General features: G+C 60.9%; 19 protein-coding genes. 16 read left to right on the forward strand and 3 right to left on the reverse strand.

Features of this window, described 5'->3' with window-relative positions:
- Positions 1-105 precede the first annotated feature (105 nt).
- From ACYZT4_RS01320 to ACYZT4_RS01365, 10 genes are all read left to right on the forward strand, one after another.
- On the forward strand, positions 106-822 hold the full coding sequence (locus ACYZT4_RS01320) for a FadR/GntR family transcriptional regulator (RefSeq protein WP_461984642.1): 717 nt from the start codon (positions 106-108) through the stop codon (positions 820-822).
- A gap of 33 nt (positions 823-855) precedes the next feature.
- Positions 856-1,731, forward strand: coding sequence for an SMP-30/gluconolactonase/LRE family protein (locus tag ACYZT4_RS01325; protein ID WP_461984644.1), 876 nt, complete (start codon positions 856-858; stop codon positions 1,729-1,731).
- A 198-nt stretch (positions 1,732-1,929) separates the two neighbouring features.
- Entirely contained in the window at positions 1,930-2,748 is an 819-nt protein-coding gene (locus tag ACYZT4_RS01330; protein WP_461984646.1) for an SDR family oxidoreductase, read from the forward strand.
- Between the two features lie 124 nt (positions 2,749-2,872).
- Positions 2,873-3,877, forward strand: coding sequence for a substrate-binding domain-containing protein (locus ACYZT4_RS01335; RefSeq protein ID WP_461984648.1), 1,005 nt, complete (start codon positions 2,873-2,875; stop codon positions 3,875-3,877).
- Positions 3,878-3,943: 66 nt separating this feature from the next.
- Complete coding sequence (araG, locus tag ACYZT4_RS01340) at positions 3,944-5,488, forward strand: L-arabinose ABC transporter ATP-binding protein AraG (protein ID WP_461984649.1); 1,545 nt, start codon at positions 3,944-3,946, stop codon at positions 5,486-5,488.
- 12 nt (positions 5,489-5,500) lie between these two features.
- On the forward strand, positions 5,501-6,469 hold the full coding sequence (araH, locus tag ACYZT4_RS01345; protein ID WP_461988503.1) for an L-arabinose ABC transporter permease AraH: 969 nt from the start codon (positions 5,501-5,503) through the stop codon (positions 6,467-6,469).
- A gap of 203 nt (positions 6,470-6,672) precedes the next feature.
- Positions 6,673-7,386, forward strand: coding sequence for a GntR family transcriptional regulator (locus ACYZT4_RS01350; protein WP_461984651.1), 714 nt, complete (start codon positions 6,673-6,675; stop codon positions 7,384-7,386).
- Positions 7,383-8,381, forward strand: coding sequence for an ADP-ribosylglycohydrolase family protein (locus ACYZT4_RS01355; protein ID WP_461984653.1), 999 nt, complete (start codon positions 7,383-7,385; stop codon positions 8,379-8,381). Before ACYZT4_RS01350 ends, ACYZT4_RS01355 begins: the two co-directional genes overlap by 4 nt.
- A 225-nt stretch (positions 8,382-8,606) precedes the next feature.
- Complete coding sequence (locus ACYZT4_RS01360) at positions 8,607-10,073, forward strand: purine-cytosine permease family protein (protein WP_461984654.1); 1,467 nt, start codon at positions 8,607-8,609, stop codon at positions 10,071-10,073.
- Positions 10,066-10,995, forward strand: coding sequence for a PfkB family carbohydrate kinase (locus ACYZT4_RS01365; RefSeq protein WP_461984655.1), 930 nt, complete (start codon positions 10,066-10,068; stop codon positions 10,993-10,995). Before ACYZT4_RS01360 ends, ACYZT4_RS01365 begins: the two co-directional genes overlap by 8 nt.
- Positions 10,996-11,094: 99 nt before the next feature.
- Here the strand turns inward: ACYZT4_RS01365 and ACYZT4_RS01370 are convergent, their stop codons facing one another.
- Together ACYZT4_RS01370 and ACYZT4_RS01375 are read right to left on the reverse strand one after the other, a co-directional pair.
- Entirely contained in the window at positions 11,095-11,349 is a 255-nt protein-coding gene (locus tag ACYZT4_RS01370; protein WP_461984657.1) for a hypothetical protein, read from the reverse strand.
- 57 nt (positions 11,350-11,406) lie between these two features.
- On the reverse strand, positions 11,407-11,742 hold the full coding sequence (locus ACYZT4_RS01375; RefSeq protein WP_461984659.1) for a hypothetical protein: 336 nt from the start codon (positions 11,740-11,742) through the stop codon (positions 11,407-11,409).
- A 183-nt stretch (positions 11,743-11,925) separates the two neighbouring features.
- On the opposite strand from ACYZT4_RS01375, the gene ACYZT4_RS01380 reads away from it, so the two are divergent.
- The 6 genes from ACYZT4_RS01380 to ACYZT4_RS01405 all read left to right on the forward strand — a co-directional run bounded on the left by ACYZT4_RS01380 (position 11,926) and on the right by ACYZT4_RS01405 (position 17,703).
- Entirely contained in the window at positions 11,926-12,408 is a 483-nt protein-coding gene (locus tag ACYZT4_RS01380; RefSeq protein WP_461984661.1) for a GNAT family N-acetyltransferase, read from the forward strand.
- Positions 12,409-12,521: 113 nt separating this feature from the next.
- Positions 12,522-13,514 (forward strand): 2-dehydro-3-deoxygalactonokinase, encoded by a 993-nt coding sequence (locus ACYZT4_RS01385; protein WP_461984663.1) that lies wholly within the window; start codon positions 12,522-12,524, stop codon positions 13,512-13,514.
- A 28-nt stretch (positions 13,515-13,542) separates the two neighbouring features.
- Positions 13,543-14,163 (forward strand): 2-dehydro-3-deoxy-6-phosphogalactonate aldolase, encoded by a 621-nt coding sequence (locus ACYZT4_RS01390; protein WP_461984664.1) that lies wholly within the window; start codon positions 13,543-13,545, stop codon positions 14,161-14,163.
- Positions 14,164-14,208: 45 nt separating this feature from the next.
- Positions 14,209-15,357: a galactonate dehydratase gene (gene dgoD, locus ACYZT4_RS01395; protein WP_045061702.1), complete on the forward strand. Its 1,149-nt coding sequence runs from the start codon at positions 14,209-14,211 to the stop codon at positions 15,355-15,357.
- 171 nt (positions 15,358-15,528) lie between these two features.
- Positions 15,529-16,839: an MFS transporter gene (locus ACYZT4_RS01400; RefSeq protein WP_461984667.1), complete on the forward strand. Its 1,311-nt coding sequence runs from the start codon at positions 15,529-15,531 to the stop codon at positions 16,837-16,839.
- Positions 16,840-16,899: 60 nt separating this feature from the next.
- On the forward strand, positions 16,900-17,703 hold the full coding sequence (locus ACYZT4_RS01405; RefSeq protein WP_461984669.1) for an IclR family transcriptional regulator: 804 nt from the start codon (positions 16,900-16,902) through the stop codon (positions 17,701-17,703).
- On the opposite strand, the gene ACYZT4_RS01410 is transcribed toward ACYZT4_RS01405, so the two are convergent.
- On the reverse strand, positions 17,704-18,756 hold the full coding sequence (locus ACYZT4_RS01410; RefSeq protein ID WP_461984670.1) for an NAD(P)-dependent alcohol dehydrogenase: 1,053 nt from the start codon (positions 18,754-18,756) through the stop codon (positions 17,704-17,706). It abuts the gene before it with no gap.
- Positions 18,757-18,797: the final 41 nt, after the last annotated feature.

Genomic DNA, 18,797 nt, shown 5'->3' on the forward strand with positions numbered 1-18,797 from the left:
GATTTGCATCTTCATTTAGAAAATCAAATTGACACCCAATCATATGATGATTAGCGTGGGCAACCATCGCGAACGGCTTTGTGCCGTCCCTGTTTCGAGGTGCCCATGTCCAGCAGTTTTCACGCATCGACGGTCGATTGGCTGGGTTGCTGGATCGCGGCGGGCCAGGTAAAACCGGGCGAAACCCTCAAGGTCGAAGCAGATCTGGGGGAACAGCTCGGGGTCAGCCGTACCGTCATCCGTGAAGCGATCAAAACCCTGGTCGCCAAAGGCTTGCTCGAAGTCGGCCCCAAGGTCGGTACGCGGGTGTTGCCGGTGCGCCGCTGGAACCTCTTCGACCCGCAAGTCGTCGGCTGGTTGTCACGCAGCGGATTGCCGGAAAACTTCGTCGACGATTTGCTCGACCTGCGTCGCACCATCGAGCCGATGGCCGTGCGCTGGGCCTGTGAACGGGCCACCGTCGAGCAGGTGCACGCGGTGCTCCAGGCCTATGGCGCGCTCGAGCGGGCGGTGGACAGCGGCGTCGATTACAACCGCGCTGACCAGTTCTTCCACGAATGCATCCTCGCCGCCAGCCACAATCAGTTCATCGAACAAATGGTCCCGGCCCTCGGCGCGTTGCTGGCGGTGTCGTTCGAGGTGTCCGCCGCCGACCCGGACGAATTGCGCCGCACGCTACCCATTCACAAAGACATGGCTGACGCCATCGCCGCCCGCGATGCGGCACGCGGCGTGTGGGCCTGCATGACCCTGATCGACAACGCGGACCTGGCAATCAAACGCTTCTACCCAAAGGTTATGGCCGATAAGAAAGCCGGCTAACAACACAAAAACAAGAACAATGCAGGAGGTTTCATGGAGTGGACAGCCCTCACCCAACACCGCGCCCAACTCGGCGAAGGCCCGTTCTGGGATGCGCCGACGCAAGCGCTGTACTGGGTCGATATCGCGGGTAAACAGGCGCTGCGCCTGATCGGCGCCAACGTGCAGATCTGGCAGATGCCCGAGCACGTGTCGGCTTTCATCCCCTGCGAAAGCGGCGATGCGCTGGTGACGTTGAGCAGTGGCGTCTATCGACTTGACCTCGATTCTCCAGGATTGGAGCCCAGGCTGACGTTGTTCTGCGTCGCCGACCCGCAACCCGGCAATCGCGCCAACGAAGCCCGTTGTGACGCCCAGGGCCAGCTCTGGCTCGGCACCATGCAAAACAACATCGGCGAACACGGCGAAGACCTGCCCATCGTGCGGCGTTCCGGTGGTCTGTTTCGCATTGATCGCGATGCCCGGGTCACGCCGTTGCTTCGCGGGCTGGGCATCCCCAACACCTTGTTGTGGAGCGATGACTCGACGACGCTCTATTTTGGCGACAGCCTCGACGGTACGTTGTATCGGCATTTCATCCACACTGACGGCAACCTCGACACCGCGTATGTCTGGTTCGGCCCTCACCAGCGGGGCGGCCCCGACGGCTCCGCAATGGATGCCGAAGGTTATTTCTGGAATGCCCGTTGGGAGGGCAGTTGCCTGCTCAGGCTGACGCCGGACGGTCATGTCGATCGCATCATCGAATTGCCGATCAGCCGCCCGACCAGTTGCGTATTCGGTGGCCCGGACCTGAAAACCCTTTACATCACCAGCGCCGCCAGTCCGCTCAACCATCCAATGGACGGCGCGGTGTTGTCGATTCAGGTTGATGTGCCCGGAAAAAACTGCACGAGATTCGCCGGATAAATCCCAAAATATGGGACGTAAAATTATATATTGAGATTATTTGGCGGTCGGGTTTATAGTCGGCCCCATCAGTTACACGCACTCACACTTAAAAAAACAAAACAGGTGAAGTGATGCAGCGATTTTCCAGCAAGCCTAATGACCGGACATCGATAGATGCCCGGTTTTTGTCGTGCCTGGAAAAGGGCGTGGTGATTCGTGGCTGAGCGTCTCTTCCTGCCGCTGGTGCCAGAGCCGCCGAAGGGCAAGCGCCTGCAGGACAAGATCGTGCTGGTGACTGGCGCCGCCCAAGGCATTGGCGAGGCAATCGTCGCGGCCTTCGTCAATCAACAGGCCAAATTGATCATCAGCGATATCCAGGGCGATAAAGTCGAAAAAGTTGCCGATCGGTGGCGCAATCAAGGTTTCAACGTTCATGCGATCACGGCTGATGTGTCCCGCCAGCAGGATCTGCACGCCATGGCCGAACTGGCGATGGCGCGCCACGGCCGCATCGACGTACTGGTCAATTGCGCGGGCGTCAATGTGTTCCGCGATCCGCTGGAAATGAGCGAAGAAGACTGGCGCCGCTGCTTCGCCATCGACCTCGACGGCGCGTGGTTCGGCTGCAAAGCGGTGCTGCCGCAAATGATCGAGCAGGGCGTCGGCAGCATCATCAATATTGCGTCGACTCATTCCTCCCACATTATTCCCGGCTGCTTCCCGTACCCGGTGGCCAAGCACGGTTTGCTCGGCCTGACCCGCGCGCTGGGCATCGAATACGCGCCGAAGGGTATTCGCGTCAACGCCATCGCACCGGGCTACATTGAAACTCAACTGAACGTCGATTATTGGAACGGGTTTGCCGACCCGCACGCCGAACGCCAACGCGCATTCGATCTGCATCCACCGCGGCGCATCGGCCAACCGATCGAAGTGGCGATGACCGCGGTATTCCTGGCCAGCGATGAAGCGCCGTTCATCAATGCGTCATGCATCACTATCGATGGTGGTCGCTCGGTCATGTACCACGACTGAATAAACCCGGATTCAGACGCGGAACTCCGTCTGAAATCCAATCATCATACGATATGACTATTTGCTCCAAAGTTTGTACCGGCTTGAAAAATAACGCTCAAAAAAAATAACAAGGAGTCAGCTTATGAATTGTCGTCGTGGGATCCGTTCCCTGTGCTGTGCCGCTCTGGCGGTAACCGCGGTCAGCCTCAGCAGCAGTTTGCTGGCGGCCGAGGAAGTGAAAATCGGTTTTCTGGTCAAGCAGGCTGAAGAGCCCTGGTTCCAGACCGAATGGGCCTTCGCCGAAAAGGCCGGCAAAGACAAAGGCTTCACCGTGATCAAGATCGCCGTGCCTGACGGCGAGAAAACCCTGTCCGCCATCGACAGCCTCGCCGCCAACGGCGCCAAAGGCTTCGTGATTTGCCCGCCGGACGTGTCCCTCGGCCCTGCCATTATGGCCAAGGCCAAAGCCAACGGGATGAAAGTCATCGCCGTCGACGACCGTTTTGTCGATGCCAGCGGCAAGTTCATGGAAGACGTGCCATACCTCGGCATGGCCGCCTTCGAAGTTGGCCAGAAACAGGGCAACGCCATGGCCGCCGAAGCGAAGAATCGCAAGTGGGACTGGAAAGACACTTACGCGGTGATCAACACCTTCAACGAACTCGACACCGGCAAGAAGCGCACTGACGGCTCCATCGATGCCCTGAAAAAAGCCGGCATGCCCGCTGACCATATACTGACCTCGGCCCTGAAAACGCTCGACGTGCCGGGCAGCATGGACGCCACCAACTCGGCGCTGGTGAAACTGCCGGGCGCGGCGAAAAACCTGATCATCGGCGGCATGAACGACAACACCGTGCTGGGCGGCGTACGCGCCACCGAAAGCGCCGGTTTTGCGGCGGCCAACGTGATCGGCATCGGCATCAACGGCACCGACGCCATCGGCGAACTGAAAAAGCCCAACAGCGGCTTCTTCGGCTCGATGCTGCCTAGCCCGCACATCGAAGGCTACAACACCGCGAGCATGATGTTCGAGTGGGTCACCACCGGCAAAGAACCACCGAAATACACGGCGATGGATGACGTAACCCTGATCACCCGTGAAAACTTCAAGCAGGAACTGGAAAAGATCGGCCTGTGGAACTGAGGCGCGGTTGATTTCATCGGTGGTCCCGGCGACGGGGCTGCCTGATCTGTGGGATGAGGTGGTTTTATGCACGCGCAAGTACAGACACAACACGACAGCGTCGGCGGCAGTTTGCGCTTCAACGGGATCGGCAAAACCTTTCCCGGGGTCAAGGCGCTGGACGGCATCAGCTTCGTCGCGCACCCGGGGCAGGTTCATGCCCTGATGGGCGAGAACGGCGCCGGCAAATCGACCCTGCTGAAAATTCTCGGCGGCGCTTACACGCCGAGTAGCGGCGATCTGCAGATCGGTGAGCGGACCCTGGCGTTCAAATCCACCGCTGACAGCATTGGCAGTGGCGTGGCGGTGATCCATCAGGAGCTGCACCTGGTCCCGGAAATGACTGTTGCGGAAAACCTGTTTCTCGGGCATCTGCCGGCCAGTTTCGGCCTGATCAATCGCGGCGCACTGCGTCAACAAGCGCTGGCCTGTCTCAAGGGCCTGGCCGATGAAATCGACCCACAGGAAAAAGTCGGGCGGCTGTCTCTAGGCCAACGGCAACTGGTGGAAATCGCCAAGGCGTTGTCCCGTGGCGCACACGTGATCGCGTTCGACGAACCGACCAGCAGCCTCTCGGCGCGGGAGATTGATCGCTTGATGGCGATCATCGGTCGCCTGCGCGACGAAGGCAAAGTGGTGCTCTACGTTTCCCATCGCATGGAAGAAGTCTTCCGCATCTGCAACGCCGTCACGGTGTTCAAGGACGGTCGCTACGTGCGCACGTTCGAGAACATGAGCGAACTGACCCACGACCAGTTGGTGACCTGCATGGTCGGTCGCGACATTCAGGACATCTACGATTACCGCCCGCGCAAGCGTGGCGCCGTGGCGCTGCGGGTCGACGGACTCCTCGGACCGGGCTTGCGTGAGCCGGTGAGTTTCGATGCGCACAAAGGCGAGATCCTCGGGCTGTTCGGCCTGGTCGGCGCCGGTCGTACCGAGCTGTTTCGCATGCTCAGCGGCCTGGAGCGCAACACCGCCGGGCGCTTGGAATTACGCGGCCACGAACTGAAACTGCGTTCGCCCCGTGATGCGATTGCCGCCGGCATTTTGCTGTGCCCTGAGGATCGCAAGAAGGAGGGCATCATGCCGCTCTCCAGCGTTGCCGAGAACATCAACATCAGCGCGCGCGGCGCCCATTCCACCTTTGGATGCCTGTTGCGCGGACTGTGGGAGAAAGGCAATGCCGACCAGCAGATCAAGGCGCTGAAAGTGAAGACACCCAACGCGGCGCAGAAAATCATGTACCTGTCCGGCGGCAATCAACAGAAGGCGATTCTCGGTCGCTGGCTGTCGATGCCGATGAAAGTCCTGCTGCTCGACGAACCGACTCGCGGCATCGACATCGGCGCCAAGGCCGAGATTTACCAGATCATCCATAACCTGGCGGAAAGCGGCATCGCGGTGATCGTGGTGTCCAGCGACTTGATGGAAGTCATGGGCATTTCCGACCGCATCCTGGTGCTCTGCGAAGGCGCGATGCGCGGCGAACTGTCCCGTGACGAGGCCAATGAATCCAACCTGCTGCAACTGGCTTTGCCGCGCCAACGCGCTGACGGCGTGGCGAACTGAGAGGTAACTATGATGACAACTCAAAACAACGCGCTGCCTACCGAGCGCAAACCCCTCGACCTGCGGCGCTTTCTCGATGACTGGGTGATGCTGCTGGCGGCCGTCGCGATCTTTGTGCTCTGCACCTTGCTGATCGACAATTTCCTTTCGCCGCTGAACATGCGCGGCCTGGGCCTGGCGATCTCCACCACCGGGATTGCCGCGTGCACCATGTTGTATTGCCTGGCGTCGGGGCATTTCGACTTGTCGGTGGGCTCGGTGATTGCTTGCGCCGGCGTAGTGGCGGCCGTGGTGATGCGCGACACCGACAGCGTGTTTCTCGGTGTGGTAGCGGCGCTGTTCATGGGACTGATCGTTGGGCTGATCAACGGGATCGTGATCGCCAAGCTGCGGGTCAACGCATTGATCACCACGCTGGCGACCATGCAGATCGTGCGCGGTCTGGCCTACATTTTTGCCAACGGCAAAGCGGTGGGCGTGTCCCAAGAGTCGTTCTTCGTCTTCGGCAACGGCCAGTTGTTCGGTGTGCCGGTGCCGATTCTGATCACCATCGTCTGCTTCCTGTTTTTCGGCTGGCTGCTGAATTACACCACCTACGGGCGCAACACCATGGCCATCGGCGGCAACCAGGAAGCGGCGTTGCTGGCCGGGGTCAACGTTGACCGGACCAAGATCATCATCTTCGCCGTGCATGGCGTGATCGGCGCACTGGCCGGGGTGATTCTGGCGTCGCGCATGACCTCGGGTCAGCCGATGATCGGCCAGGGTTTTGAGCTGACGGTGATTTCCGCTTGTGTGCTGGGCGGTGTGTCGCTGAGTGGCGGGATCGGCATGATCCGGCATGTGATTGCCGGGGTGTTGATTTTGGCGATCATCGAGAACGCGATGAACCTGAAGAACATCGACACGTTTTATCAATACGTGATTCGCGGTTCGATTTTGTTGTTGGCCGTGGTCATCGACCGCCTCAAACAACGCTGATCCCCCAATGCCTGTGCAAAACCTTGTGGGAGTGAGCCTGCTCGCGATGGCGGTATGTCAGCTGCATGTATCTTTTCTGACACGACCTCATCGCCGGCAAGCCGGTCTCACTCCTACAAAGGATCTATTTGATCCGGTTCCTTCCGTCACCTCCCTTAAATAATTCTTGCCCGTTACAACCTGTTTCGGTTATCACTTTGTACATGATTAGACAGGTACGGTTTGACAAGAAACAGCGGGTGGTCGACGAACTTATCCGGCGCATCGAAAGCGGCCTCATGGAGGACGGTTTCCTATTGCCGGGCGAGCATCAGTTGGCTCAGGAATTCAAGGTCAGCCGCGGCACGCTGCGTGAAGCCCTGGCCGAATTGAAACGGCGCAACTACATCGCCACGCAAAGCGGGGTCGGTTCGATCGTCACCTTCGACGGCGTGGTGCTGGATCAGCGCAGCGGCTGGGCGCAGGCGCTGGCCGACAGCGGGGCGCTGGTCAACACCGAAGTGCTGCGGCTGGAGGCGGTGACCCGGCCTGACCTGCTGTCGCGTTTCGGCACAGATCAATTCATCACCCTCGACCGTCGCCGTCGTTCCAACGACGGCACACTGGTTTCCCTTGAACGCTCACTGATGCCCGCCACCGGAGGCCTGGAAAGCCTGCCGCGCGTAGGCCTGATCGACAATTCCCTGACCATCACCCTGGCCGCCTACGGCTACATCGGCGAGCGCGGCGATCAGTGGATCGGCGCCGAACCCTTGAGCGCCGAAGACGCCGAACTGCTCGGGCGTCCGGTCGGCACGGTGTTCCTCAAAGCCTTGCGCACCACCTACGACCGGCAAAACCGCTTCATGGAGCAAGTCGAAAGTTTGCTCGATCCCGTGCACTTTCGCCTGCACCTGCCATTTGGAACGTCAAAATGACCGCGCTCAATCGTGCCCTCGGCGCGTTTTACGGACTGGCCCTGGGCGACGCGCTGGGCATGCCCACGCAATCGCTGAGCCGCGCCGAAATCCAGGCGCGCTTCGGTGAAATCACCCATCTGCAAGACGCCGGCCCCGACCAACCGATCGCGCCGAACATGCCCAAAGGCTCGATCACCGACGACACCGAACAGGCGATTCTGGTCGGTGAGTTGTTGATAGAAGGCCGGGGCAGGATCGAACCGTCGGTGCTCGCCCAACGGCTGATCCAATGGGAAGCCGTGATGCAGGCCAAGGGCTCGCAGGATTTGCTCGGGCCTTCGACCAAACGCGCAATCGAGATGATCCTCGCCGGCCATTCCCCTGAAGAAGCTGGGCGCTACGGCACCACCAATGGCGCAGCGATGCGCATCACGCCGGTGGGGATTTCGGCGAATGTCGCCGACCCCGAGCGTTTCATCCGCGCTGTGGTGCAAGCCTGTCAGGTCACCCACAACACCACGCTGGGCATTTCCAGCGCGGCGGCGGTGGCGGCGGTGGTTTCGGCCGGTATCAATGGCATGGACCTCGGCGAGGCGCTGAACCTCGGTCAGCAAATCGCTTTGCAAGCAGAACGTCACGGTCACTGGGTCGCGGGTGGGCGCATTGCTTCGCGCATCAGTTGGGCGCGGACCATCAGCGTCGACAGCGACAAGGCGATGCTGGCGGACTTGATGTACGACGTAATCGGCACGTCGGTGGCTTCCCAGGAGTCGGTAGTGGTGTCGTTCGCGTTGGCGCAGCAAGTGGCCGTCGGCGAAATGAACGCCTTCGAAGCCGTGTGCATGGCCGCCAGCCTGGGCGGTGACACGGACACCATCGCGGCGATTCTCGGCGCGATGCTTGGGGCCTGCCTGGGTCTTGAGAGTTGGCCGGTCGAGATGATCGACGAGATTAAAATCGTCAACGGGTTGGATTTAGAGCCTTTGGTGCAGGGACTGTTGAACCTGCGCTGACTGGTCTGGCCTCATCGCGAGCAGGCTCGCTCCTACCGTGATCGGTGGCGCTCACAGAATTTGTAGGAGTGAGCCGGCTCCGGGCGGCGTTCCGACGATGGGCGCACCGCCGATTTAATTTGATACCCCGCAATGGATCGCACAACCACGGCCAGGATCGCCGGGCTGTTTTGTCGACTTCCGCAATTGCCCACAACCACAAAAATGGCAACAGGAGCATTTCACATGAGTTCATCAACCACCGGGCAAAGCGCCGGGCAACTGGAAACCCGTGGCATCGAGCCGGTGCCGGAAGCGGAGTGCAACGGCCATCCGCTGCAACTGTTCTGGGTCTGGTTCGCCGCCAACATTTCCATCCTCGGCTTGCCGCTGGGCGCGACGCTGGTAGCGTTTCGCGGGTTGGCCATCTGGCAGGCAATCATCGTCGCGATCCTTGGCGCTGCCGGTTCTTTCGCAGTGGTCGGGATCATCTCGATTGCCGGTCGCCGTGGTCGCGCGCCGAGCCTGACGCTGTCGCGGGCGATTTTCGGCGTGCGTGGCAATATTGGCCCGACGCTGGTCTCGCTGATGTCGCGCCTGGGCTGGGAAACGGTCAACACCACCACCGCCGCGTTCGTGTTGCTGTCGCTGTGTTCGATCCTGTTCGGCTCGCCGGTGGAAGCCAAAAGCGCGCCGGTGCTGACGCTGATCTTCATTGCGATTTTCGTCCTGCTGACCTTGTCGGTGTCCGGCCTCGGTCACGCGACGTTGCTGGTAATCCAGAAGTGGGCGACCTACGTGTTCGGTGCGCTGAACCTGGTGGTCGGCGGTTTCCTCTGCGCCACCATCGACTGGAGCGCCGTGTTCAACGCCACGCCCGCGCCGTTGAGCGCGATGATCATCGGCGTCGGCACCATGGCCGCCGGCACCGGGATCGGTTGGGCGAATGCCGGTGCTGACATGTCGCGTTATCAGCACCGCAGCGTCAAGGCGGTCCGTTTGGTGGCTTCGGCGGCGTTCGGCGCGGGGATTCCACTGGTGTTGCTGATCACCCTCGGCGGCCTGCTGTCGGTGGGCAACCATGATTTGGCGCAAGCCACTGACCCGATCATCGCGATCCGCGACATGCTGCCGACCTGGATGGCTGTACCGTACCTGATCACCGCGTTTGGTGGCCTGTTGCTGTCAAACAATCTGTCGGTGTACTCCGCCGGTTTGACCACGCTGACCCTTGGTTTGAAAGTGAAACGCGTCTACGCGGTGGTCGTTGATATCGTCGCGATCTTCGCCGGTTCGATCTACTTCATGCTGATCGCCGACAGCTTCTACGGTCCGTTCATTACCTTCATTTCCTTGCTGGCAGTGCCAATCACCGCGTGGGTCGGGATCTTCATCGTCGACCTGATTCACCGACATTACTACAGCCCCAAAGACCTTCTGGATGTGAGCCCGAGCAGCGCCTATTGGTATCGCGGCGGGATCGAGTGGCGCGCGTTCGGCGCATGGGCGCTGGCAATCGTGCTGGGTTTCAGCTTCACCACCATTGGCACCACCGAGAAAACGCTCTGGTTCCGCGGATTCCTCTCCGACTCATGGCTGGGTCATAACGGCCTTGGCTGGATCGTGACATTCCTGGTCGCCGGCGGTATTTACTTTGTACTCGGTGGCGCCAGGGATCGTCGCGCCGGGTTGATCGAGAACGCTCATGCCTAAGCTTTTGCACACCGGCCAGGTCATCATCGACCTGGTCATGGCCGTGGATAAATTGCCGCAACCCGGTGGCGATGTGCTGGCGCAATCCGCCAGTTTCGAAGCCGGTGGCGGCTTCAACGTGATGGCCGCCGCCGCGCGTAATGGCTTGCCGGTGGTCTACCTCGGCCGTCATGGCACTGGCCGTTTTGGCGATCTGGCGCGCGAGGCGATGAAGGCTGAAGGCATTCGTCTCGGCATCGCCCACCGCGCCGAGCGCGATACCGGCGTGTGCGTGGCGGTGACCGATGCCTCGGCCGAACGCAGTTTTATTTCCTACATCGGTGCCGAAGGTGAGGTGACTGCCGAAGACCTGGCGAGTGTGCCGGCCGAGGCGGGCGACTATGTCTATGTCAGCGGTTACAGCCTGCTGCAGGTCGGCAAGGCGCAGGCGCTGGTGGATTGGGTGCTGGCGTTGCCGGCTGCGGTCAACGTGGTGTTCGACCCGGGCCCGCTGGTGGAATCACCGGATGCGCCGTTGGTGCAGGCCTTGTTGCCGCGCATCGATATCTGGACCAGCAACAGCGTCGAGGCGCTGCGGTTTACCGGAGCGTCGGAAATTGCCGAAGCGCTGGACCAGTTGGCCGCGCATCTGCCGTCGCAGGTGTTGATGGTGGTGCGGGATGGGCCGCAGGGATGCTGGATCTGCCAGCGTGGCGAGCGTCAGCATGTACCGGGGTTCAAGGTTGAAGCGGTGGACAGCAACGGCGCCGGGGATGCGCATGCCGGCGTGTGTATAGCCGGCTTGGCGCGAGGGTTGACGGCGGGCGAGGCTGCGCGGCGGGCGAATGCGGCGGCGGCGCTGGCGGTGACACGTTGGGGGCCGGCGACTGCGCCTGGGGCTGCTGAGGTTGATGCATTAATCAGCAAGACATTCCGTGCCTGATTGGCCGCCATCGCTGGCAAGCCAGCTCCTGCAAGAAATCTGTGTACGACGCAGATCCAATGTGGGAGCGAGCCTGCTCGCGATGGTGCCACTAGCCGTTTACACGTCCAGCTTGCGCGCCGCTTCAACCCCGGCCGCACTCAGCTTGATCGGCAAATTCAACGAGTGCTCACCGGCCTCGTTGCACAGCACATGCCCGTGCTGGATCAACCCGCGATCCTGCAGCGTCGCCAAAGCGCTGGCGACCACTTTTTCCCCCCGGTAATTGTCCAGGACCTCCTTGCCCAGCCCAGTCGGGTGGGCGTGCAGCAAACGGGTCAGGACTTCTTTCTCAAGGTTTTTATCGACGTTCATGGGTACCTCTTCATGGATGTGGACAGGTGCAGCTCGCGTGGGCGATTTATTGGCTGGTTATTGGCTGGCGCCGCCTTCGGAACCCGAGCCACCGGTGGTGGTTTTCGAGCCCATGCCGGCGCCGGCGTTATCGGGTGCCTGGGTGTCAGGCATATTCATGCCACCTTGACGACCGGCGTCATTGCCCTGGGTCCGCGGGTCAGTGCCCGTTGACGGAGGCAAGCTGCTGTCGACGCCCGTGCCGTTGGTATTGATGCCGGGCGCACTCTGGATCGCGGGGGATTTTGGTTTCTCGACCGGGTTGGTCGGGCCGGTGCCGGTAGCGGTGGCGGCGAAGGCGGCAGTGGACAGCAGCGAAGCAAAAACGAGGGCAGTCATTCGGGACATGATCATGGTGGCGGCTCCATAAAATTAAAGTCCTTACCCAATATTGGTCCGCCCCCGAACTTGAATGGTGCCTGATGAACGACGAACGGTTCTGATTCGCTATAGGTCGGTGCTGCGGCTGAACCGACTCGCATTAGCAACGTGCGGCGACTTAGTATGGCGTTTTCCACTTTTGACGAAGGCACGTCCATGACGATCGAGATCCGCCCGGCGACCCCGAGCGATGCACCCCAAATACTCGGATTCATCACCGAACTGGCCGACTACGAACGTGCCCGCCACGAAGTCATCGCCAGCGTCGCCGACATCGAACGCAGCCTGTTCAGTGAAGGCGCCACTGCCCACGGCCTGATCTGCCTGCGGGATGGCTTGCCAATCGGTTTCGCAGTGTTCTTCTTCAGCTATTCCACCTGGCTGGGCAGCAATTGCCTGTACCTCGAAGACCTTTACATCACCCCGGAACAGCGCGGCGGCGGCGCCGGGAAAACCCTGCTGCGCCACTTGGCGAAAATCGCCTGCGCCAATGATTGTGGGCGGTTTGAGTGGAGCGTGCTGGACTGGAACACGTCGGCGATCGACTTTTACAAATCGTTGGGCGCACAGCCGCAGGAAGAGTGGGTGCGGTATCGCATGGATGGGGCGGTGTTGAGGGATTTCGCCGCTGGGCAGTGATCGTCTTCGAGTTAATCCCAATATGTGGGAGTGTTATTTATATATTGAGATTTAATCAGCGTCGGGTTTATAGTCCAGCTCACTCACTGCCAATAAACAGAACAGGTGAAGCGATGCTGGCGCAATTGATCGCGCTCGATTGGGGGACGACCTCATTACGTGCTTACAAACTCGCCGCGGGTGGCCAGGTGCTCGAACAGCGTTCGCTGTCCTCGGGGATCATGCAGCTGCCGCGGACGCCGCGGGTCATCAATGGCCAGGAATGCTCGGACGGCTTTGAACTGGCTTTCGATGAAGCCTGCGGTGACTGGCTCGACGCGCAACCCGATCTGCCGGTGATTGCCTGTGGCATGGTCGGCAGCGCCCAAGGGTGGCGTGAAGCGGCCTACCGCGATACGCCCGCAAACGTCGCCAGTCTCGGAACGTCCCTACAGATCATTCGCAGTTTTCGCGGCGTCGACGTGCACATCGTGCCGGGCGTAATTCAGCGCTCGTTGCTACCGAACGTGATGCGCGGCGAAGAAACCCAAGTGCTGGGCGTACTGCAAAACCTGCCGGGCGGGGCGGGCGATGATCTGTTGATCGGTCTGCCGGGCAGTCATTCGAAATGGGTGGAAGTGGCCGACGGCTGCATCGTGCATTTCGATACGTTCATGACCGGCGAAGTCTTCGCTGTGCTCAGCGAACACAGCATTCTCGGGCGCACCCAGCAACGCGGTGCGTCGTTCGATGGCGAGGCGTTTGACCGGGGCGTGCAAGTCGCGTTGTCGACAGATGGCGAGATCGGCCCGTTGTCGACCATGTTCAGTGCCCGCAGCCTCGGTCTGACCGGCGAACTGAGCGCCAGCGCGCAGCCGGACTACCTGTCCGGCTTGCTGATCGGACATGAACTGGCGGCGCTGGCCACTGTTCAACGACGTCGACGCTACAGCGTTCATTTGCCGTCGGTCATTCTCATGGGCAACGCCCAACTGTGTGCCCGCTATAGCCGGGCGCTCAACGCCAGCGGTTTTGCTCGCGTGACGCTGGCCGAACAAGCCACCGAACGCGGCTTGTGGCAACTGGCGCTCGCCGCCGGACTCGTCACCCAACATCCATCCCGTTAAACCTGTTGAACCTGATAGGAGGTCTGACATGCTCAAGCAAGCCCTGGCACAAAACGGCCTGATCGCGATCCTGCGTGGCCTGCGTCCGCAAGAGGCGGCGGCCATCGGCGAAGTCCTGTACGCCGCTGGCTTTCGCGTCATCGAAGTGCCGCTTAATTCCCCCGAGCCGTACGAAAGTATCCGGATCTTGCGCAGTACTTTGCCCGCCGATTGCCTGATCGGTGCCGGCACGGTGCTGACGCCGGAGCAGGTCGAGCAAGTCAAAGCCGCAGGCGGGCAAGTCATCGTGATGCCGCACAGCGATCCCAAGGTATTGCGCGCGGCAAAAGCAGCGGGATTGTTCCTGTCGCCGGGTGTCGCGACACCGACCGAGGCGTTTGCCGCACTGGCCGAAGGCGCGGATGTGCTGAAGATGTTCCCCGCCGAGCAAATGGGCCCCGCCGTGGTAAAGGCGTGGCTGGCGGTGCTGCCGGCCGGGACGATTCTGGCGCCGGTTGGCGGGATCACGCCGGACAACATGCAGGTGTTTATCGACGCCGGTGTGAAGGGTTTCGGCCTCGGCTCCGGGTTGTTCAAACCGGGCATGACGCCGCAGCAAGTGGCATCCAACGCCGAGGCCTACGTGGCTGCCTGGAAAGCGCTTCGCTAAGACTTATTGGCGCTGTGTGCGCTGCATCTATAAGAGAGACAAAAGATGAAAATCACCAAACTGACCACCTTCATCGTTCCGCCGCGCTGGTGCTTCCTCAAGGTCGAGACCGACGAGGGTGTGACCGGTTGGGGCGAACCCGTGGTCGAAGGCCGCGCCCACACCGTGGCGGCGGCCGTTGAAGAGTTGTCCGACTACCTCATCGGCAAAGACCCACGCAACATCGAAGACATCTGGACCGTGCTGTATCGCGGCGGCTTTTACCGTGGCGGCGCGATCCACATGAGTGCGCTGGCCGGTATCGATCAGGCGTTGTGGGATATCAAGGGTAAGGCCTTGGGTGTGTCGGTCAGCGACTTGCTGGGTGGCCAGGTGCGGGACAAGATTCGGGTCTATTCGTGGATCGGCGGCGACCGGCCGGCAGACACCGCGCGCGCGGCGAAAGAAGCCGTGGGACGTGGTTTCACTGCGGTGAAAATGAACGGCACCGAGGAGCTGCAATTCCTCGATTCCTTCGAGAAAGTCGACCTGGCGCTGGCCAATGTCGCCGCCGTGCGTGATGCGGTCGGCCCGAACGTCGGCATTGGCGTGGACTTCCATGGCCGGGTCCACAAGCCCATGGCCAAGGTGCTGATGAAGGAACTCGATCCGTACAAACTGATGTTTATCGAAGAACCGGTGCTCAGCGAAAACTACGAAGCGCTGAAGGAATTGGCACCGCTGACCAGCACGCCGATTGCCTTGGGTGAGCGGCTGTTTTCACGCTGGGATTTCAAGCGTGTGCTGAGCGAAGGTTACGTCGACATCATCCAGCCGGATGCGTCTCATGCCGGTGGCATCACCGAAACCCGCAAGATCGCCAACATGGCCGAAGCCTACGACGTCGCGCTGGCGTTGCATTGCCCGCTGGGCCCGATTGCTCTCGCGGCGTGCCTGCAACTGGACGCGGTTTGCTACAACGCGTTTATCCAGGAACAAAGCCTGGGGATTCACTACAACGAGAGCAATGACCTGCTGGATTACGTCAAGGACCCGCGCGTATTCGACTACGACAAAGGTTTCGTGAAGATCCCGAACGGCCCGGGCCTGGGTATCGAGATCAACGAGGAATACGTGATCGAACGGGCGGCGGTGGGGCATCGCTGGCGCAACCCGATCTGGCGTCATGCCGATGGCAGTTTTGCCGAGTGGTGAGTGATCTTTGATCCAGCGCCAACCCCTGTTGGAACGGGCTTGCCGGCGATAGCGTCCTGTCAGTCACATCGATGCCGAATGTGATGCCGCCATCGCTGGCAGGCCAGCTCCCACAGGGGCCCGTACAAGTCTTTAGAACGTCCTCAATAATCATAAAAAGAGGCATTCCCCATGCAACCGCAAACCCTCACCGGGCAGGCGTCGTTGGTGGCGCCCAGCCGCAAGCGTTTTTTCATCATGGTGCTGCTGTTTATCACCGTGGTGATCAACTATCTCGACCGCAGCAACCTGTCCATCGCCGCTCCGGCGCTGACCAGCGAACTGGGGATCGACCCGATTCACGTCGGGCTGATCTTTTCCGCGTTTGGCTGGACCTACGCCGCCATGCAGATCCCCGGCGGTTGGCTGGTCGACCGGGTGCCGCCGCGGATTCTCTACAGCGTTGCGCTGCTGTTGTGGTCGATCGCCACGGTCATGCTCGGCTTCGCTGCCAGTTTCATCGCGCTGTTTGTCTTGCGCATGGCCGTCGGCGCGCTCGAAGCCCCGGCGTACCCGATCAACAGCCGTGTGGTCACCACCTGGTTTCCGGAACGTGAGCGGGCGACCGCCATTGGTTTCTACACCTCCGGCCAGTTCGTCGGCCTGGCGTTCCTGACGCCGGTACTCGCCTGGTTGCAGCATGAGTTTGGCTGGCACATGGTCTTTGTCAGCACCGGTGCGGTGGGCATCCTGTGGGCGGTGATCTGGTACGCGGTGTATCGCGAGCCACGGGATTTCAAAGGCGCCAACGAAGGCGAAATCGAACTGATCCGCGAGGGAGGCGGGCTGGTGGACATCCAGGCCGAACAGGCCAAGGCCAAAGCCAAATTCAGTTGGACCGATCTCGGTATCGTGCTCACCAAGCGCAAACTCTGGGGCATCTACCTCGGCCAGTTTTGCCTCAACTCGACGCTGTGGTTTTTCCTGACGTGGTTCCCGACCTACCTGGTGAAATACCGCGGCATGGACTTCATCAAGTCCGGCCTGCTGGCGTCGTTGCCGTTTCTGGCAGCCTTCGTCGGCGTGCTCTGCTCGGGGTTCTTTTCCGACTTCCTGATCCGTCGCGGTTACACCGTCGGCTTCGCTCGCAAGTCGCCGATCATTGGTGGCCTGCTGATTTCCACCTCGATCATCGGCGCCAACTTCGTCGAGTCGACCCCGCTGGTGATTGCCTTCCTCGCGTTGGCGTTCTTCGGCAACGGGCTGGCGTCGATTACTTGGTCTCTCGTTTCCACGCTGGCCCCGGCGCGGTTGTTGGGGCTGACGGGCGGCATGTTTAATTTCATCGGCAACCTGTCGGCGATTACTACACCCATCGTCATCGGTTTCCTGGCGACCGGCGATTCGTTCGCACCGGCGATCACCTACATCTCGGTCCTTGCGCTAATGGGTGCGCTTTCCTACATCCTGCTAGTCGGAAAGGTCGAACGTATCAAGTTGTAGTCGTTGCCATCGGGCGACCATAATGCCGCCCGTTCACTCGCTCAACGGTAAAGGCTGGATATGCAGGAAGACGCCCCAAAAATTGCCAAGGACGCCGCGCCGACCGGCACCCAGACTCTGCTTCGCGGGCTGGGTGTGGTTCAGGCCGTGGCCAGTGGCGCCCGCGATCTCAAGGAAATCGCCCGGCTGATCGGCACCACGCGCAGCACCACCCATCGTCTGGCCAGTTGCCTGGTGGACGAGCGTTATCTGCGGGTGGTGCCCCAAGTGGGTTATCTGCTGGGGCCGAAGCTGATCGAGCTGGGTTTCCAGGCGCGTGAAGAACTGCCGCTGGTGACATTGGCCGGACCGTATCTGGATGAGTTGTCGGCGTTGACCGGCGATACCATTCACCTGGCGATTCGCGAGGGCGACGAGGTGTTGTACCTGCACAAGAATCCGGGGCGCAACGGTCCGGAAATGCGTTCGCGGGTCGGTCATCGCATGCCGTTGGCGCGCACCGGGATCGGCAAGGCGTTGATGCTCGATGACACGCAGCAGGACTGGCAGCGTCTGTACGAAGTCAGCCTGCCGGCGGGTGGGAAAAATCAGTTTTGGCCGCTGCATCCGGAGCAATCCTGGGAACAGTTTCAGCAGCGCATGATCGAGTACGTAGCCGGGGGCTACGCCTTCGACCTGGAAGACAACGAGCCGTCGATCCGCTGCGTGGCGGCGCCGATCCGCGATGCGAGCAAGCGCATCGTCGCCGGCATCAGCATCGCCAGCACCGTGCCGTACATGCCGCTGGAAAAAATGGCCGAGCTGATTCCCCTGATCAAAGGGGTCACGGCCCGGCTCTCGGCGGAACTTGGCTTGAAGGTCTGATCAGACTTTCAATGTCGCCATGTCGATGACGAAACGGTATTTCACGTCACCGGCAATCATCCGGGCAAAGGCCTCGTTGATGTGGCGGATGTCGAGCATTTCAATGTCGCAGGTGATGTTGTGTTCAGCGCAGAAATCCAGCACCTCTTGGGTTTCTGCGATACCGCCGATCAGCGAACCGGCGAGTACCCGACGGCCCAACACCAGCTTGGCCGCGTGGACCGGTGGATCAATCGGTTCGATCAAACCCACGAGAATGTGCACGCCGTCGAAACGCAGGGTGTCGAGGTAGGGATTGAGGTCGTGCTGCACCGGAATGGTGTCCAGCAGGAAGTCGAAATGGCCCGCCGCAGCTTTCATCTGTTCGGCATCGGTGGACACGATCACGTAGTCCGCGCCCTGACGACGACCTTCCTCAGCCTTGCTCGCCGAGCGGGTGAACAGCGTCACTTCCGCGCCCATCGCCTTGGCGAACTTGATGCCCATGTGGCCGAGGCCGCCCATGCCGAGAATCCCGACCTTGTCGCCAGCCTTGACGCCGTAGTGCTTGAGCGGCGAGTAGGTGGTGATGCCGGCACACAGAATCGGTGCGGCGCTGGCCAGGTCGAGTTTTTTCGGAATGCGCACCACGAAGTGCTCGCTGACCACGATGCTGTCGGAATAACCGCCCATGGTGTTGCTGCCATCGACCCGGTCCGGCGTGGCGTAAGTCATGGTCGGACCTTCGAGGCAATATTGCTCAAGGTCAGACTGGCACGCTTCACAACTGCGGCAGGAATCGACCATGCAGCCGACGCCGACGAGATCGCCGACCTTGTGCCGGGTGACATTCGCACCGACGGCGGTAACTTTGCCTACGATCTCGTGGCCGGGCATCAGCGGATAAACGGCGATGCCCCACTCGTTGCGTGCTTGATGGATGTCGGAATGGCAGACGCCGCAGTAGAGAATGTCGATCGCCACGTCGTCGGCGCGAGGGCTGCGGCGTTCGAATTTCACAGGGGCGAGCGGAGTGGTGGCCGACTGGGCGGCGTATCCGATGGCGGTGTACATGGTGAACCTCGCAATTGCAGTGACAGGTGAGGCGGTGCATT

The sequence above is a fragment of the Pseudomonas sp. GB2N2 genome, assembly GCF_054897705.1.